Origin of the sequence: Thalassovita sp. (assembly GCF_965218685.1) — a bacterium.
Classification (GTDB): Bacteria; Pseudomonadota; Alphaproteobacteria; order Rhodobacterales; family Rhodobacteraceae; genus Thalassobius.
Window position 1 is genome coordinate 319,740 of the sequence record NZ_OZ244657.1, and the last position, 18,803, is coordinate 338,542.

13 protein-coding genes are annotated in these 18,803 nt (G+C 57.6%); all 13 read right to left on the reverse strand.

Features of this window, described 5'->3' with window-relative positions; translation table 11 throughout:
- Positions 1-559: 559 nt before the first annotated feature.
- On the reverse strand, positions 560-1,288 hold the full coding sequence (locus ACOQOQ_RS01770; RefSeq protein ID WP_420568444.1) for a sulfotransferase: 729 nt from the start codon (positions 1,286-1,288) through the stop codon (positions 560-562).
- Between the two features lie 428 nt (positions 1,289-1,716).
- Positions 1,717-2,013 (reverse strand): 50S ribosomal protein L23, encoded by a 297-nt coding sequence (locus ACOQOQ_RS01775; RefSeq protein ID WP_420568445.1) that lies wholly within the window; start codon positions 2,011-2,013, stop codon positions 1,717-1,719.
- A complete protein-coding gene (rplD, locus tag ACOQOQ_RS01780) occupies positions 2,010-2,627 on the reverse strand; it encodes a 50S ribosomal protein L4 (protein WP_420568446.1) in 618 nt (205 codons plus the stop codon). The genes ACOQOQ_RS01775 and rplD overlap by 4 nt, the downstream gene beginning before the upstream one ends.
- Positions 2,624-3,349 carry a 50S ribosomal protein L3 gene (gene rplC, locus ACOQOQ_RS01785; protein WP_420568447.1) on the reverse strand — a complete coding sequence of 242 codons (726 nt, stop codon included), beginning with the start codon at positions 3,347-3,349 and terminating at the stop codon, positions 2,624-2,626. Before rplC ends, rplD begins: the two co-directional genes overlap by 4 nt.
- A gap of 18 nt (positions 3,350-3,367) precedes the next feature.
- Positions 3,368-3,682 carry a 30S ribosomal protein S10 gene (rpsJ, locus tag ACOQOQ_RS01790; protein ID WP_420568448.1) on the reverse strand — a complete coding sequence of 105 codons (315 nt, stop codon included), beginning with the start codon at positions 3,680-3,682 and terminating at the stop codon, positions 3,368-3,370.
- A gap of 203 nt (positions 3,683-3,885) precedes the next feature.
- Positions 3,886-4,464, reverse strand: a complete 579-nt coding sequence (locus ACOQOQ_RS01795) for a sulfotransferase (RefSeq protein ID WP_420568449.1) — start codon at positions 4,462-4,464, stop codon at positions 3,886-3,888.
- Positions 4,465-4,584: 120 nt separating this feature from the next.
- Positions 4,585-5,760 carry an elongation factor Tu gene (gene tuf / locus ACOQOQ_RS01800; RefSeq protein ID WP_420568450.1) on the reverse strand — a complete coding sequence of 392 codons (1,176 nt, stop codon included), beginning with the start codon at positions 5,758-5,760 and terminating at the stop codon, positions 4,585-4,587.
- Between the two features lie 87 nt (positions 5,761-5,847).
- On the reverse strand, positions 5,848-7,965 hold the full coding sequence (fusA, locus tag ACOQOQ_RS01805; RefSeq protein ID WP_420568451.1) for an elongation factor G: 2,118 nt from the start codon (positions 7,963-7,965) through the stop codon (positions 5,848-5,850).
- A 21-nt stretch (positions 7,966-7,986) separates the two neighbouring features.
- A complete protein-coding gene (rpsG, locus tag ACOQOQ_RS01810) occupies positions 7,987-8,457 on the reverse strand; it encodes a 30S ribosomal protein S7 (protein WP_420568452.1) in 471 nt (156 codons plus the stop codon).
- Between the two features lie 12 nt (positions 8,458-8,469).
- Entirely contained in the window at positions 8,470-8,841 is a 372-nt protein-coding gene (gene rpsL, locus ACOQOQ_RS01815) for a 30S ribosomal protein S12 (protein ID WP_005621086.1), read from the reverse strand.
- 273 nt (positions 8,842-9,114) lie between these two features.
- Positions 9,115-10,101, reverse strand: a complete 987-nt coding sequence (locus tag ACOQOQ_RS01820) for a DMT family transporter (RefSeq protein ID WP_420568453.1) — start codon at positions 10,099-10,101, stop codon at positions 9,115-9,117.
- Between the two features lie 54 nt (positions 10,102-10,155).
- Positions 10,156-14,397: a DNA-directed RNA polymerase subunit beta' gene (gene rpoC, locus ACOQOQ_RS01825; protein WP_420568454.1), complete on the reverse strand. Its 4,242-nt coding sequence runs from the start codon at positions 14,395-14,397 to the stop codon at positions 10,156-10,158.
- A 52-nt stretch (positions 14,398-14,449) separates the two neighbouring features.
- On the reverse strand, positions 14,450-18,586 hold the full coding sequence (gene rpoB, locus ACOQOQ_RS01830; protein ID WP_420569712.1) for a DNA-directed RNA polymerase subunit beta: 4,137 nt from the start codon (positions 18,584-18,586) through the stop codon (positions 14,450-14,452).
- Between the last annotated feature and the right edge of the window lie 217 nt (positions 18,587-18,803).

The following is an 18,803-nucleotide window of genomic DNA, read 5'->3' on the forward strand; positions in this document are numbered from 1 at the left end:
AAAACACGCCCGAGATTTCCAATGAATATTAGCGCTACAACAATTGGAACCACTAAGCTCCTAAATGATGACTGCGGATCAAACCAAACCCAAGGACTCTCCGTGAAGTGGAGGAAACTTGGGGCTCAGGTCACGGGCAATCTCTAGCGGCCAAACATTCACGCATTCAGCTGCAGCTATGCCGCTATAGCTCCATTCGCATCCATAAAACCGCAACTGCGATGTATATAGCTACAGCGCAAATTAGTCCGAGTGCTCCCCACAACTCCCATAAACCCAAAATGAACAACGTTCCTGGAATGCACGTGACTGTAAGAAATCTTCGCACTATTTCAGTCCTCACTGTTTTGCACATTTATCTGTACAGATTGCATCTCGACACATTGAATTTATCGGAGCGCTAGTAACAAGCCCAGTGCTAGTACCCTCACCCACGATAGCACCTATAGACATGCACGCCGCATGAGGACCAGTTTTCCAATTCTCAGCATCAAAAAGGGATTCACATTCTCGTTTGGACTGAGCCAGCTCAGTTAGCACGCCTTAGGGCCTTTATAGGCTAGAGTTCAGGCTCTAACCAATCCCCCTTCCCGATCGCTGTGAAGTACTCCGCAATAGCCTTGGAGTGCTCAAAGCGGGCCAAAATATTGTTGTCGCCCTGTTTGACAAGCCATGACTTCATTCGGCGGCTGCTAGGCACATCAAGAAATTGACACAGGCTGTCTTTGAAACCTGGTTGAAACATCTCGCGATACTCGAAGGTCACAGAAGGGTTAGGCATCCCTGCCAAAAAGTTCTGGAAAAGCAGGTCCGTCGTTTGCTGCTCCCGAACCCGCATCGCCACGTTTCTTGGCCAAGCGGGGATGGGCGTGCGATCGACAGACAGAGGATTGCGGGTAGCCCATTTTTTGGTTTGCAGTGCCTTGAGGAGGGATGCTGTTTGCGCCAGCTTATTCTCTCGGTACACATAGATTAGACGAATATCCGGCCGCGCCCTAAGAAAATCGTAAACTTCCGGGTGGTGCCCAATCATGTACTTCGACCCCACTGCAAGCGCCTTTGGGTCTTCTTCGGTCTGTCGAATGAAGTGTTTTTCGAGGAAGGCTTTCGGGAAGGTATCCCTTGTCAGAATCCTCGCGTCATCCTGCTGCGGCGCACCCTGCATAATTAGACTATTCGGGTTAAAAATCTCGCCATCACAACGGACCTTGGGGTGTGCATTCAACAAACTCATAAGATAAGTTGTGCCGCTCCGCGGCAGCCCAACGACGAGGAAACGGGTAGTCAACTCAGGCTCCTTTCTATTTCGGTACCGTTAGAGCTGTCTCTCAGCCGCCAAAGGCGAAATGCGTATAGCGCAGGGAATTTTGGGCTAAAGAGAAATCCCTCAACCCTGGGTTACTGTATTAGGTCTATTGGCCTAATTGCAGCAGTTCACGAGAAAGGTCAACGTTCCGCCATTTTGGACTCGAAACTCTGTTTAGCTCTTAATTGTTTAGGATGAGGACAGACGGTCGCTCTCCTCAAAAATGGCGAACAATTGCGCGCACCTCCTGGCCTGCGCGCGCCCTCACGGGACAATGTTCGCGAACTCCAAGCGGATGCTCTGCCGGCGCGAAGTCGACACGTTTAGTATTGAAAACCTATCAAAGTAGAAAACAAGAAAAGCCCCCCGGTTTGCACCGAGGGGCCCTTCAATCTTGCAAAGCTCAGATCTTACAGTCCGGTGGACACGTCGATCGTGTTGCCCTCTTCCAGGGTCACGTAAGCTTTCTTGACGTCTTTACGCTTGCCCAGCTGGCCGCGGAAACGCTTTACTTTACCCTTGGTGATCGTGGTGTTGACGGCTTTCACCTTCACACCGAACAGAGTCTCAACAGCCTCTTTGATCTGGGGTTTGTTGGCGTCGATTGCGACCTCAAACACGACAGCACCGGTTTCCGAAGCCATGGTGGCCTTCTCGGTGATGACGGGCTTGCGAATCACGTCGTACAGTTCTGCCTTGGTGGTCATTTCAGGCGAGCCTCCAGAGCTTCGACACCTGCTTTGGTGATCACCAGGGTGTCACGCTTCAGGATGTCATACACGTTAGCGCCCATCGTCGGCAGGATATCCAGACCTTCGATGTTGCGGGCGGCTTGGGCGAAGCCCTCGTTCACCGACGCACCGTCGATGATCAGGGCGCGTTTCCAGCCCAGGTTTGCAACCTGTTTGGCCAGAGCGGCGGTCTTGCCCTCGGTTTCGGCGGCTTCGATCACAACCAGTTCGCCAGCCTTGGCTTTGGCGGACAGGGCGTGCTTCAGACCCAGCTTGCGGAATTTCTTCGGCAGGTCGTGGCCGTGGCTACGCGGGGTCGGACCCTTGTAGATACCACCTTTACGGAAGATAGGCGCCTTGCGGGACCCGTGGCGCGCGCCACCGGTGCCTTTTTGGCGATATATCTTCTTGGTCGAGTAGCTCACCTCGGAACGGGTCAGAACCTTGTGGGTACCGGCCTGAGCGTTGTTACGCTGCCAGCGAACCACGCGGTGCAGGATGTCTGCACGCGGCTCCAGACCGAACAGGTCTTCGGACAGTTCCACGGAACCGGCGGTGCCGCCGTCCAGTTTGATCACATCAAGTTTCATGCTTCACCACCTTCCGCAGGAGCTTCTTCAGCCGGGGCTTCAGCAGCAGCGGTTTTCAGAGCAGCCGGGAACGGAACGTTCTCGGGCAGTTTCTTCTTCACGGCGTCCTTGATGGTGACCCAGCCGCCTTTGGAGCCAGGAACGGCGCCTTTGACCATGATCAGGCCGCGGTCGGCGTCGGTTTTGACGACTTCCAGGTTCTGAGTGGTCACGCGGACGGCACCCATGTGGCCGGCCATTTTCTTGCCTTTGAACACCTTGCCCGGGTCCTGACACTGACCGGTCGAACCGTGCGAACGGTGGCTGATCGACACACCGTGCGTGGCGCGCAGACCACCAAAGTTGTGGCGTTTCATGGCACCGGCGAAACCTTTACCGATCGAGGTACCGGCGACGTCCACCTTCTGACCGGACACATAATGCTCGGCCGAGATTTCGGCGCCAACTTCGATCAGGTTGTCTTCGGAGACGCGGAATTCGGCCAGCTTACGCTTGGGCTCGACCGACGCAGCGGCGAAGTGGCCGCGCATGGCTTTGCTGACGCGTTTTGCTTTGATCGAACCACAGCCCAGCTGAACAGCAGTGTAGCCGTGCTTGTCGGCGGTACGCTGACCAACGACCTGCAGGTTTTCCAGCTGAAGAACGGTCACAGGGATCTGCTTGCCGTCTTCCATGAACAGGCGGGTCATGCCCACCTTTTTAGCGATAATACCAGAGCGCATTTTCTATACCCTCCGATCTTACGACTGCAACTTGATCTCGACGTCCACACCAGCGGCCAGGTCGAGCTTCATCAGCGCGTCAACGGTCTGGGGGGTCGGATCAATGATGTCGAGCATACGCTTGTGCGTACGGATCTCGAACTGGTCGCGGGATTTCTTGTCGATGTGAGGGCCACGCAGAACGGTGAACTTCTCAATCTTGTTCGGCAGCGGGATCGGGCCACGGACAGATGCGCCGGTGCGCTTTGCCGTGTTAACGATTTCCTGGGTGCTGGCGTCCAGAACGCGGAAATCGAATGCCTTCAGCCGAATGCGAATGTTTTGGCTTTGCATTTCATAGCCTTTTCTTAGGCGTTGGAGTTGAGAGGACGGCCCACGCGCATCGCGAACCCTCGTCGAACCCAAAAGGCGGGAATCATCCCGCCCCTGCTCGCAATTGCGAACTCGCGCGATATACAGGGGCTAAAGGGGGGTGGCAAGGAATAATTCACGCCGATCACGCTGAGCTTGAGCGCAGCTTGATGCCTTAGCGCGCCCTACCCAGTTGTCTTGCCCCGGTGGCCCCACTTTTCAGGATCCAGATCCAGGGTTCCACGAAAGTGGGCAACAATTTTCTCTGGGTCGTCGTTGTCTATGTCGAATTCCAGAAACCTGTCAGGGCAATCCGCGAAATGCATGCGTACAGCTTGGTGATGGACGTTCCAATCTTCCTGCCACCGCTGCAATGCGTGCAACGGATTGTCGTCCCCATACGCGGCCATATAGCGTTTCAGGTAGTCCCCGTTTTCATGGCGCAACCGGCTTAGCAGCCACGCCTCGACCCGCCGGGTGTTCAGAATGAAATGAGCGTCCGGAAAGCACTGATCAAGGAAGGCAAAATCCTTGTAGGACTCGATCAACGCGTCCTCGGTGACAAGCTCCATATCCGAGAAAAGCACAGTGTCCGACCAGCGCTCCAACGGCAGGGTCCCCGCAGCCTTGCTGTTACGGATGTTCCGCGCCAGGCGTCCCCCCAGGTAATGCGCAGCAGCATAGCCATTGTCCTCAAAAAACTGGGCCAGGCTGCGTGTCGCACATTTGTTGAAGCCGACCTGAAAGACTTTGACACTGGGCATATTGGGCTCCGGAATTGCGCCTGCAGCAAAGAACCACGAGACGCGGCATTCATCAAGCTGCCCGCATGCAAAAAGGGCCGCTCTTTTGAGCGGCCCTTCTTTAAGTCGATGTGATCAGGATCACTCGATGATTTTCGAGACAACACCCGAACCGACGGTGCGGCCACCTTCGCGGATGGCGAAGCGCAGGCCTTCTTCCATCGCGATCGGGCAGATCAGCTCGGCCGACAGTTTCAGGTTGTCGCCGGGCATCACCATCTCGGTGCCCTCGGGCAGGATGCAGGTGCCGGTCACGTCCGTGGTACGGAAGTAGAACTGCGGACGGTAGTTCGCGAAGAACGGAGTGTGACGGCCGCCTTCTTCCTTGGTCAGGATGTAGACCTCGGCTTCGAACTTGGTGTGCGGGTTCACCGAACCGGGGGCACACAGAACCTGGCCACGCTCAACCGACTCGCGGTCGATGCCGCGCAGCAGGGCGCCGATGTTGTCGCCGGCTTCGCCGCGATCCAGCAGCTTGCGGAACATTTCAACACCGGTACAGGTGGTTTTGGTGGTGTCTTTGATGCCGACGATTTCAATCTCGTCACCAACGTTGATCACGCCACGCTCCACACGGCCGGTCACAACAGTACCACGGCCCGAGATCGAGAACACGTCTTCGATCGGCATCAGGAACGGCTGGTCGATGGCACGCTCGGGCTCGGGGATGTACGAATCAACGGCTTCCATCAGTTCGCGGATCTTGTTCTCGCCGATTTCCGGGTCACGGCCTTCCATTGCGGCCAGGGCCGAACCTGCGATGATCGGGATATCGTCACCGGGGAAGTCGTATTCGGACAGCAGCTCGCGGATTTCCATTTCCACCAGCTCCAGCAGCTCTTCGTCGTCAACCTGGTCAACTTTGTTCATGAACACGACCAGAGCAGGCACACCAACCTGACGCGCCAACAGGATGTGCTCGCGGGTCTGGGGCATCGGGCCGTCGGCTGCGTTCACAACCAGGATACCGCCGTCCATCTGCGCCGCACCGGTGATCATGTTCTTCACATAGTCAGCGTGGCCGGGGCAGTCGACGTGCGCGTAGTGACGCGCGTCGGTCTCGTATTCCACGTGCGCGGTCGAGATGGTGATACCGCGGGCTTTCTCTTCGGGCGCGCCATCAATCTGGTCATACGCTTTGAAGTCACCAAAATACTTGGTGATCGCTGCAGTCAGAGTGGTCTTACCGTGGTCAACGTGACCAATGGTGCCGATGTTAACGTGCGGTTTGCTACGCTCAAACTTTTCCTTTGCCATCTTATGGCCTCCTTAGATCTTTGAAGCGGTGCGAGGTCGCCTCGCACCCTACTGTTGGGGGTAGGGTGGGCCACTGGCCCACCGCTGTTATGCGTATTTAGCCTGGATCTCGTCCGAGATGTTCTGCGGAACGGGATCGTAGTGCGAGAACTGCATGGTGAACTGGGCACGGCCCGACGACATCGAACGCAGAGTGTTGATGTAGCCGAACATGTTGGCCAGCGGCACGTTCGCGTCAATCGCGATCGCGTTACCACGGGGTTCCTGACCCGAAACCTGACCACGACGCGAAGTCAGGTCGCCGATGATGCCACCGGTGTATTCTTCGGGGGTGATAACCTCGACCTTCATCATCGGTTCCAGCAGTTTCGCGCCGGCCTTTTTCAGACCTTCACGCATGCCTGCACGGGCCGCGATTTCGAACGCCAGAACGCTCGAGTCAACGTCGTGGTATGCACCATCGATCAGGGCAACCTTGAAGTCGATCACGGGGAAGCCAGCCAGAGGGCCGCTGTCCATGACGGACTGGATGCCTTTTTCCACACCGGGGATGTATTCCTTGGGAACCGAACCACCGACGATCTTCGACTCGAACGAGTAGCCTTCGCCGGCCTCGGTCGGAGTGATGACCATTTTGATGCGCGCGAACTGACCCGAACCACCCGACTGTTTCTTGTGGGTGTAGTCAACTTCGGCTTCGTGGCTGATGGTTTCACGGTAGGCCACCTGCGGCGCACCGATGTTTGCTTCAACCTTGAATTCACGCTTCAGACGGTCAACCAGGATGTCCAGGTGAAGTTCGCCCATGCCTTTCATGATGGTCTGGCCCGATTCCAGGTCAGTTTCCACACGGAAGGAGGGGTCTTCGGCGGCCAGGCGGGCCAGACCTTGCGACATCTTCTCTTGGTCACCCTTGGTTTTGGGCTCCACGGCAATCTCGATCACAGGATCGGGGAAGGTCATGGTTTCCAGAACAACCGGATCCTTGGGATCACACAGGGTGTCACCAGTGGTGGTGTCCTTCAAACCGGCCAGAGCGATGATGTCGCCTGCGAATGCCTCTTCGATCTCTTCACGATCGTTCGAGTGCATCATCATCATACGACCGATACGCTCTTTTTTGCCTTTGGTCGAGTTCAGCATGGTGCCACCCTTGCTCAGGGTGCCCGAGTAGATACGGGTGAAGGTCAGCGAGCCAACGAAGGGGTCGTTCATGATTTTGAACGCCAGACCCGAGAAGGCCATCTCGTCGTCTGCACGACGCGCGATGTTCCGTTCTTCGTTTTCGTCGCCGGGTTTAAAGCCCATGTAATCAACAACGTCCAGCGGGCTGGGCAGATAGTCGATCACAGCGTTCAGCAGGGGCTGCACGCCTTTGTTTTTGAACGCCGAACCACCCAGAACAGGCACAAAGTTCAGAGCCAGGGTGCCCTTGCGCAGCAGTTTGCGCAGGGTGGGCACGTCGGGCTCGTTGCCTTCCAGGTATTCCATCATGGCTTCTTCGTCTTCTTCGACGGCAGCCTCGACCATTTTTTCGCGCCATTCGGCGGCCATGTCCTGCAGCTCGGGACGGATCGGAGCTTTGATCCAGGATGCACCCAGATCTTCGCCCTGCCACAGCCACTCTTCCATGGTCACCAGGTCAACCAGGCCTTCCAGCTCGGTTTCGGCACCAATCGGAATACCAACCGGGATCGCACGAGCGCCGGTACGGTCTTCGATCATCTTCACACAGTTGAAGAAGTCAGCGCCGATTTTGTCCATCTTGTTGACGAACACCATGCGCGGAACCTTGTAGCGGTCAGCCTGACGCCACACGGTTTCGGTCTGAGGCTCAACACCGGCGTTTGCGTCCAGAACACAAACGGCACCATCAAGAACCGCCAGCGAGCGTTCAACTTCAATGGTGAAGTCAACGTGGCCGGGGGTGTCGATGATGTTCAGGCGGTGCTTTTCAGTTTCAGCAGTTTCGCCATCTTCGGTGCGTTCCCAGAAGGTGGTGGTCGCAGCCGAGGTGATGGTGATCCCGCGTTCCTGTTCCTGCTCCATCCAGTCCATGGTGGCTGCACCGTCGTGCACCTCACCGATGTTGTGGGATTTGCCGGTGTAATACAGGATACGCTCGGAGCAGGTGGTTTTACCTGCATCGATGTGCGCCATGATACCGAAGTTACGGTAACGGTCGAGCGGATATTCGCGTGCCATTGGTCTACAGTCCTTTGGGGATTACCAGCGATAATGGCTGAACGCTTTGTTCGCGTCGGCCATCTTATGAGTATCTTCGCGCTTTTTAACAGCAGTACCACGACCATTGACGGCATCCAGCAGTTCACCTGCCAGGCGCTCTTCCATGGTGTTTTCGTTGCGACCGCGTGCGGCAGTGATCAGCCAACGGATCGCCAGGGCTTCGCGACGCTCGGGACGAACTTCGACGGGAACCTGGTAGGTGGCACCACCCACACGACGCGAGCGAACCTCGACGGCGGGTTTCACGTTGTCCAGGGCTTCGTGGAAGACCTCGACAGGGGCGCGTTTGACTTTGCCTTCAACACGATCCAGCGCGTTGTAGACGATTTTTTCTGCGACCGATTTTTTACCATCGATCATCAGGTTGTTCATGAACTTGGTCAGCACGCGATCGCCATATTTGGCGTCGGGCAGAACTTCGCGCTTCTCAGCAGCGTGACGACGAGACATTCTGAGATCTCCTTACTTAGGACGCTTGGCGCCGTATTTCGAACGACGCTGCTTACGGTCTTTGACGCCCTGGGTATCCAGAACACCACGCAGAATGTGGTAACGGACACCCGGAAGGTCTTTCACACGGCCGCCACGGATCAGAACAACCGAGTGTTCCTGAAGGTTGTGGCTTTCACCGGGGATGTACGAGATGACCTCGAAACCGTTGGTCAGGCGAACCTTCGCAACTTTACGCATGGCCGAGTTCGGCTTTTTCGGTGTGGTGGTGTACACACGGGTGCAAACGCCACGCTTCTGGGGACACTGCTCCAGGTGCATGGACTTCGAACGTTTGACTTTGGGCTGACGCGGTTTGCGGATCAGCTGTTGGATCGTTGGCATTGGGCGGTCCCCGTTTCCTACTCTTGTGTTGCCAACAGCCGAAGCCCCTGGCGATTTCAGTTCAGACGCATGACACGCCCGCAAAGACAAAAACCGCAATCGTTTCCGTACCGAGGTAAACGACGCGGTGAGTTCCCAGAGGATCAAAGCTGCAAAATTGCTTGGATCTTGGCCACTACAGATTTGAATTCGGCGATATGGGGCGAACCCCAAGGTGCCGGATGGACGCGCGTATATGCGGAGTCGCGACCGGTGTCAACAGCGCCCCTGCCCTTAGCTGCTCTTGGCCAGGGCCCTTGCCTGTCTGCGCGCGGCCACGCCCTCGCGGTACAGCATGAAGACCCCACTGGCCACGACGATTCCGGCGCCAGTCAGCTCTAACTGGCTGGGCCATTCGTCGAACACATACCATCCCAATCCCAAGGCCCACAGCAGGCCGGTATACCGGAAAGGCGACACGAACGACACCTCGCCCACACGCATGACCATCACCGAGAACAGATAAGCCGCCATGACCATCACCGACGATTTCACGATCAGCAGAATTTGGTCCGTGTTCATCGGCACCCAGTCTACAGTCACGCTGGCCGCGCCGAAAGACACCGTCACGGCGATGGTCGTCGCAAAGGTCACGGTCAGTGAATGCGTCGATCCGCTTAGCCGGCGGGTCACCAAATCCCGCAGGACCACAAACCCCACCGCAATCAGTGCGTAGATCGAGTAGCCGTTGAACCCTGCCCCGCCCGGCTGAACAATCAGCATCACCCCGGCAAAGCCGACCATGATTGCGATCATCCTGCGCCATCCCAAGGCCTCGCCGAACAGCAAAGAAGCGCACAGGGTCACGGCCAGCGGAATTGACTGCAAGATCGCCGTCACGTTGGCGATCGGCATGTTGAACAAGGCGGTCAGAAAGAAATAGGCCGCGCCGACCTCGGCCACCATGCGCAAACCAATCAGCCATTGATCACCGCGTGGGATACGGAAATGCAGGGCCCCCATCCGCCAGGCAACGATCGCGATCAAAACCGTGGTCAATGCCCCGCGCAACGCCAGGACCTGAAACAGATGCACCTGCCCCGCCAGCTCTTTCAGAAACGTGTCGTTCAGCGTGAAGGCCGCCATCGAGCACATCATCAAGAGCGCACCGCGCATGTTGGCAGATAGGTTCAAAGCCGTCGGCTCCTCTGATTGGTCGATGCAGCTTTGCGCTGAATGCCCTGCCTCGTCCAGCCCCACCGGAATACTACGGGTCTGCAACGACAAAGGCCCCCGGATTTCTCCGAGGGCCTTTGGAATGCGTTTCAGCTGCGATTATTCTTCGCGGCTTTCCGGGGTCTGGACCAGGGTGTCGAAGTCGTCACCACCAACCACGTCGTCCACCGGAGCGGCCAGCTGAGCAGCGGCCTCGGCTTCTTCGCGGCGGGCTTCGATGACCACGTTGTCACGCGACTGCGCAATGTGGCGCACGCGCATGGTGGCCCCACCGGTACCGGCCGGGATCAGACGACCCACGATGACGTTCTCTTTCAGGCCAACCAGCTTGTCGCGTTTACCCTGAACCGAGGCTTCGGTCAGAACGCGGGTGGTTTCCTGGAACGACGCCGCCGAGATGAACGAACGGGTCTGCAACGAAGCCTTGGTGATCCCCAAGAGGATCGGCTCGCCCTGAGCCGGACGTCCGCCTTTATCCAGAGCTTTCTGGTTGGCGGCGTCAAACTCGGCCTTGTCGACATGTTCGCCCTTCAGCAGCGTGGTTTCACCGCTGTCCGAGACTTCCCATTTCTGCAGCATCTGGCGCACGATGACCTCGACGTGTTTGTCGTTGATCTTCACGCCCTGCAGTCGGTACACGTCCTGCACTTCGTCGATCATGTAGTTCGCCAGCGCTTCGACACCCATGATGGCCAGGATGTCATGCGGCGCGGGGTTGCCGTCCATGATATAGTCGCCCTTCTGCACGAAGTCGCCTTCCTGCACCGGGATGTGCTTGCCCTTGGGCACCATGTATTCGACGGGCTCACGGCTTTCGTCCACAGGATCGATCGCGATGCGACGCTTGTTCTTGTAGTCGCGGCCGAAACGGACGTGACCATCAAGTTCCGCGATGATCGCGTGGTCCTTGGGACGACGGGCTTCGAACAGTTCAGCCACACGCGGCAGACCACCGGTGATGTCCTTGGTTTTGGCGCCTTCACGCGGGATACGCGCGACAACGTCACCGGCTTTGACTTCCTGACCGTCTTCGACCGACAGGACAGCGTCCACAGACATCGGATAGGTGATCGGGTTGCCCGCATCATTGCGCACAGGCTCACCATCGCCGTCCAGCAGAATGATCTCTGGCTTAAGTTCGTTACCTTTGGCGGCAGAGCGCCAGTCGATCACGATCTTCTGGGTCATACCGGTTGCATCATCGGTTTCGTCACGCACGGCCACACCGCTGACCAGGTCAACGAATTTGGCGGTTGCGTCCTTCTCGGCGATGATCGGCAGGGTATAGGGATCCCATTCGAACAGCTTGTCACCGCGGGCAATGGTCTGACCGTCGGTCACAAACAGCTTGGTGCCGTAGCCCAGCTTGTGGCTGGCGCGTTCTTCACCATGCTCGTCCATGATCCGCAGTTTCATGTTCCGGCCGATAACCAGAATTTCGCCATTGGCGTTGGTCAGCAGCTGCGGGTTTTCGAACGAGATCTGGCCTTCCTGGCTTGCTTCCTGGAACGACTGCTGGCCACCCTGGGCAACGCCGCCGATGTGGAAGGTCCGCATCGTCAGCTGTGTACCGGGTTCACCAATCGACTGAGCCGCGATGATGCCGACGGCCTCACCGGTGTTCACGCGGGTACCGCGCGCCAGGTCACGACCATAGCACATGGCACAAACGCCATCTTCGGCCTCACAGGTCAGCGGGCTGCGGATACGTGCGGACTGAACGCCTGCTTCCTCGACCGAGTCAGCCATCCGTTCGTCGATCAGCGCACCCTCGGCGATCAGAACCTCTTCGGTTCCGGGCACCAGGATGTCACCTGCAGCGACACGACCCAGAATACGTTCGCCCAGCGTCGCCACGACTTCGCCGTCGTTCACAGCCGCTTCGGCGGTGATCGAACGCTCGGTACCACAGTCGATTTCACGCACGATGCAATCCTGCGCAACGTCAACCAGACGACGGGTCAAATAACCCGAGTTTGCCGTCTTCAGAGCGGTATCCGACAGACCTTTACGAGCACCGTGAGTCGAGTTGAAGTACTCAAGCACGGTCAGGCCTTCTTTAAAGTTCGAGATGATCGGGGTCTCGATGATGTCGCCGTTCGGCTTAGCCATCAGGCCGCGCATACCGCCCAGCTGTTTCATCTGCGTAACCGAGCCACGCGCACCCGAGTGAGCCATCATGTAAACCGAGTTCGGTTCCATGACTGCGCCGTTTTCGTCGCGTTTCTCAGCCGAGATGGTTCCCATCATCGCATCGGTGACCTTGTCGTTACACTTCGACCAAGCATCCACAACTTTGTTGTACTTTTCGCCCTGAGTGATCAGGCCGTCCATGTACTGTTGTTCAAAGTCTTTCACCTGACCGCGGGTATCTTCGACGATCTCCCACTTGTTGTCGGGGATCACCATGTCGTCCTTACCGAACGAGATGCCGGCCTTGAACGCCTCTTTGAAACCCATCGACATGATCTGGTCACAGAAGATGACCGACTCTTTCTGACCGCAGTAGCGATAGACCGTGTCGATAACTTTCTGCACGTCTTTCTTACGCAGCAGCGTGTTCACCAGATCGAAAGGCGCCTTGGCGTTCTGCGGCAGCAGCGCACCCAGACGGACACGGCCAGGGGTGGTTTCAAAGCGCTTGAGCACCTCGTTACCTTCCTCGTCAATCTGAGGAATGCGCGCGACGATTTTCGAGTGCAGGTGAACCACACCGGTATCCAGCGCGTATTGCACCTCTTCGATCGAGCCGAAGGTCATGCCTTCGCCCTTCATGCCTTCGCGTTCGATGGTCGTGTAGTACAGACCCAAGATCATATCCTGCGACGGAACGATGATCGGCGCGCCGTTTGCAGGCGACAGAACGTTGTTCGTCGACATCATCAGAACACGCGCTTCCAGCTGTGCCTCAAGGCTCAGCGGGACGTGCACGGCCATCTGGTCGCCGTCAAAGTCAGCGTTGAACGCCGAGCAGACCAGCGGGTGCAGCTGGATGGCCTTACCTTCGATCAGCGTGGGTTCGAACGCTTGGATGCCCAGACGGTGCAGCGTGGGCGCGCGGTTCAGCAGAACCGGATGCTCGCGGATGACCTCGTCCAGGATATCCCAAACCTCGGGACGCTCTTTTTCAACCAGCTTCTTCGCCTGTTTCACGGTGCTGGACAGGCCCTTGGCCTCCAGTCGCGAGTAGATGAAGGGCTTGAACAGCTCCAGCGCCATCTTCTTGGGCAGACCACATTGGTGCAGCTTCAGCTCGGGGCCGGTCACAATCACCGAACGACCCGAGAAGTCGACGCGTTTACCCAAAAGGTTCTGACGGAAGCGGCCCTGCTTACCCTTCAGCATGTCGGACAGCGATTTCAGCGGACGCTTGTTGGCGCCGGTGATCACGCGGCCGCGACGGCCGTTGTCAAACAGAGCATCAACCGATTCCTGCAACATCCGCTTTTCGTTTCGGACGATGATGTCAGGCGCGCGCAGTTCAATCAGGCGCTTCAGACGGTTGTTCCGGTTGATCACACGGCGATACAGATCGTTCAGATCCGAAGTCGCGAAACGACCACCATCCAGAGGCACCAGCGGGCGCAGTTCCGGCGGGATCACGGGGATCACGGTCAGAACCATCCACTCCGGGCGGTTGCCGGATTCCAAGAAGGATTCCACAACTTTCAGGCGCTTGATGATTTTCTTGGGCTTCAGTTCGCCGGTGGCTTCGGCCAGATCAGCACGCAGCTGTTCGGCTTCGGCTTCCAGGTCGATGGCCGCAAGCATTTCGCGGATCGCTTCGGCACCGATGTTGGCGGTGAAGGCGTCCATGCCATACGCGTCCTGCGCATCCATGTACTCTTCTTCGCTCATCATCTGGCCGTATTGCAGGTCGGTCAGACCGGGCTCGATAACGACGTAGTTTTCAAAGTAGAGAACGCGTTCCAGATCCCGCAGCGTCATGTCCAGCATCAGGCCGATGCGGCTGGGCAGCGATTTCAGGAACCAGATATGCGCAACGGGCGCGGCCAGTTCGATGTGGCCCATGCGTTCGCGGCGGACCTTCTGCAGCGTCACCTCGACACCACATTTTTCGCAGACAACGCCGCGATATTTCATGCGCTTATATTTGCCGCACAGACATTCGTAATCTTTGATCGGGCCAAAGATACGTGCACAGAACAGGCCGTCACGTTCAGGCTTGAACGTCCGGTAGTTGATGGTTTCGGGCTTTTTGATTTCGCCGTACGACCACGAAAGGATCCGTTCCGGGCTGGCCAGCGACACCTTGATTTCGTCGAAAACCTTGGGCGGGGTCAGCGGGTTGAACGGGTTGTTAGTCAGTTCCTGGTTCATTTTGATACCTCAAATTCTTGCAGATGGGTGGGGGGAATTGGGCCAAGGGCCCTTATTCCTCACCCTCCGCATCCAGGAGTTCCATGTTCAGGCCGAGGCCGCGAACTTCTTTGACAAGAACGTTGAACGATTCCGGCACGCCGGCTTCGAAGTTGTCCTCGCCTTTGACGATCGACTCGTAGACTTTCGTCCGGCCAGCCACGTCATCCGATTTCACCGTCAGCATTTCCTGCAGAGTGTAGGCGGCGCCGTAAGCTTCCAGGGCCCAGACTTCCATCTCACCAAAGCGCTGACCACCGAACTGCGCCTTACCACCCAGCGGCTGCTGAGTAACAAGCGAGTACGGACCAGTCGAACGCGCGTGGATCTTGTCGTCGACCAGGTGGTGCAGTTTCAGCAGGTACTTGATACCCACCGTCACCGGACGCGCGAACTGTTCACCAGTGCGACCGTCGAACAGGATCGACTGGCCGCTTTCGCTGAAGCCAGCCCGCATCAGGGCGTCGTTCACGTCAGCCTCTTTCGCGCCGTCAAAGACGGGCGTTGCAATCGGAACACCGCGGGTCACGTTGCCTGCGGCCTCCAGCAGCTGACCTTCGTCCATGCCTGCGATGCCTTCGTCATAGACGTCGTCACCATAGGCATGATGCATTGCTTCGCGAACCGGCGTCAGATCACCCGAACGGCGATACTCTTGCAGAGCGTCGTCGATCTTCAGGCCCAGACCACGCGAGGCCCAGCCCATGTGGGTTTCCAGAATCTGACCAACGTTCATACGCGAAGGCACACCCAGCGGATTCAGACAGAAATCGACCGGGGTCCCGTCTTCGAGGAACGGCATGTCCTCCATCGGAACCACGCGCGAGATCACACCTTTGTTCCCGTGACGACCAGCCATTTTGTCACCCGGCTGCAGCTTACGCTTCACCGCGATGAACACCTTGACCATTTTCATCACACCCGGGGGCAGATCGTCGCCACGGCGGACTTTTTCGACCTTGTCCTCGAAACGGGCGTCCAGAGCACGTTTCTGCACTTCGTATTGTTCGTGCAGAGCCTCGACAACCTGGGCGTCAGCTTCTTCTTCCAGGGCCAGCTGCCACCATTGGCCGCGGGTCAGGCTGTCCAGCAATTCCTCGGTGATTTCCGAGTTTGCCTTCACGCCTTTGGGGCCTTTGACAGCGGTTTTACCCAGGATCATGCCTTTCAGACGGGCATAGATGTTGCGATCCAGGATTGCCAGCTCGTCATCACGGTCACGGGCCAGGCGTTCGACCTCTTCCCGTTCGATCTGCAGGGCACGTTCGTCTTTTTCCACACCATGCCGGTTGAAGACGCGAACCTCGACGACGGTACCGTAGTCACCCGGTTTCACACGCAGCGAGGTATCGCGCACGTCCGAAGCTTTCTCACCAAAGATGGCGCGCAGCAGCTTCTCTTCGGGGGTCATCGGCGATTCACCTTTGGGGGTGATCTTACCGACCAGAATGTCGCCCGGTTCAACGTCCGCACCGATGTAAACGATGCCAGCCTCGTCGAGGTTGCGCAGCGCTTCTTCACCGACGTTGGGGATGTCACGGGTGATCTCTTCCGGGCCCAGCTTGGTGTCACGGGCGGCGACTTCGAATTCCTCGATGTGGATCGAGGTAAACACGTCGTCACGCGCAATACGTTCGCTGATCAGGATCGAGTCTTCGTAGTTGTAGCCGTTCCAGGGCATGAACGCGACGATCACGTTCTTACCCAGCGCCAGTTCACCGATATCGGTCGACGGACCATCGGCAATCACTTCGCCCTTGGTCACGGTGTCGCCCACCTTCACCAGCGGACGCTGGTTGATGCAGGTGTTCTGGTTCGAACGCTGGAATTTGCGCATCCGGTAGATATCCACACCGGCGTCGCCCAGTTCCAGATCCTCGGTGGCGCGGATCACGATACGCTGTGCATCGACCTGGTCGATGATACCGCCACGCTCGGCCATGATGGCCGCACCAGAATCGCGAGCCACAACTTCTTCGATCCCGGTGCCGACCAGCGGCGCCTCGGCGCGCAACAACGGCACGGCCTGACGTTGCATGTTCGACCCCATCAGAGCGCGGTTAGCATCGTCGTTTTCCAGGAACGGGATCAGCGAGGCAGCGACCGAGACCAACTGCTTCGGCGACACGTCGATCAAGTCCACGTTTTCGCGCGGCGCAAGGGTGTAATCCCCCGACTGACGGGTCGACACCAGATCGTTCACGAACTTGCCGTCCTCGTCGAGGGTCGCGTTGGCCTGAGCCACCGTGTGACGCATTTCCTCGGTCGCGGACATGTAGTGAACTTCGTCGGTCACCTTGGTTTCTTTGACCACGCGATACGGGGTCTCGATGAAGCCGTATTTGTTCACGCGGGCAAAGGTCGCCAGCGAGTTGATAAGACCAATGTTCGGACCTTCAGGCGTTTCAATCGGGCACATCCGACCATAGTGGGTCGGGTGCACGTCGCGAACCTCAAAGCCAGCACGTTCACGCGTCAGACCACCCGGCCCAAGCGCCGACAGGCGGCGTTTGTGGGTGACTTCCGACAGCGGGTTGGTTTGGTCCATGAACTGCGACAGCTGCGAAGAGCCGAAGAATTCACGCACGGCCGCAGCGGCGGGTTTCGCGTTGATCAGATCCTGCGGCATCACGGTGTCGATCTCGACCGAGGACATACGTTCCTTGATCGCGCGCTCCATGCGCAGCAGGCCGACGCGGTACTGGTTTTCCATCAGCTCGCCAACCGAGCGAACACGACGGTTGCCCAGGTGGTCGATGTCGTCGATGTCGCCTTTACCGTCGCGCAGCTCGACCAGGGCCTTGATGCACTGAACGATGTCTTCGCGATCCAGGGTCCGCTGGGTGTCTTCCTTGTCCAAGGCCAGGCGCATGTTCATTTTCACGCGGCCAACGGCGGACAGATCGTAACGTTCGGAATCGAAGAACAGCGTGTCGAAAAGCGCGCTTGCTGCATCAACGGTCGGCGGTTCGCCGGGACGCATGACGCGGTAGATGTCCATCAGGGCGGTTTCGCGACCCGAGTTTTTATCCTGCGCCAGAGTGTTGCGGATGTAGGGGCCAACGTTGACGTTGTCGATATCCAGAACGGGGATCTCGGTGACGCCTGCGTCGATCAGATCTTGCAGGGTGCCGCCGGTGATCTCACCGTCTTTGTCCATCTCCAGCGTCAGCTCGTCGCCAGCTTCGACATAGATCGCGCCGGTTTCCTCGTTGATGATGTCCTTGGAGACAAATTTGCCAACGATCGCGCTGAAGGGGACCAGAAGATCGGTGATCTTGCCTTCGTCGATGATCTTTTTGACCGCGCGGGGGGTCATTTTCTTGCCCGCTTCGCAGATCACTTCGCCGGTCGCGGCGTCGATCAGATCCTCGGTGGGACGGGTGCCGCGGACGCGCTGCGGGAAGAACTTGGTTTCCCAACCTTCGCCTTTGCGCAGAGTGTAAGTGACGGTGTCATAGTAGGCGTCACAGATCGCTTCCTGGTCCAGACCCAGCGCATACAGAAGGGTGGTCACAGGCAGTTTGCGGCGACGGTCGATGCGCGCAAATACGATGTCCTTGGCGTCGAACTCAAAGTCCAGCCACGAGCCGCGATAGGGAATGATGCGGCAGGCAAAAAGCAGCTTACCCGAGCTGTGGGTCTTGCCTTTGTCGTGGTCAAAGAACACGCCGGGCGAACGGTGCATCTGGGACACGATCACACGTTCGGTACCGTTCACGATGAACGTCCCATTCGGAGTCATCAGGGGCATGTCGCCCATGAAAACGTCCTGTTCCTTGATGTCCTTCACCGATTTGGCGCCGGTATCTTCGTCGATATCGAACACGATCAGACGCAGGGTGACCTTTAGCGGTGCGCCATAGGTCATGTCGCGCTGCATACATTCGTCAACGTCGTATTTCGGCTTTTCCAGCTCGTATTTCACGAACTCCAGGATTGCCGTTTCGTTAAAGTCCTTGATCGGGAACACCGATTGGAACACGCCCATGATGCCTTCGCCGTCAGTCGGCTGAAGCGCGTCACCGGAACGCAGGAACAAATCATACGAGGATTTCTGAACCTCGATAAGGTTCGGCATCTCCAGCACTTCGCGGATTTTGCCGAAATATTTACGCAGACGTTTCTGGCCAAGGAAGCTCTGAGCCATGGTCGATGTCACCTTTCGTTTCACCTCTGATCGCGCCAGCCGTCGGGCCCCGGCAGCACGTTCATCCGAAACAGGGATGTTCTGATCAATTCCCGGCCTCTGTCCCACCAGAAGCCTCCCGATCCTCGAACCTCTCCCAGGAAAAGACTTTCGCAAAAGCCTTTACCAAGACAGGTATGGCTGGACCCGGAAAACTCCGGGCCCAGCCTGAACAAAC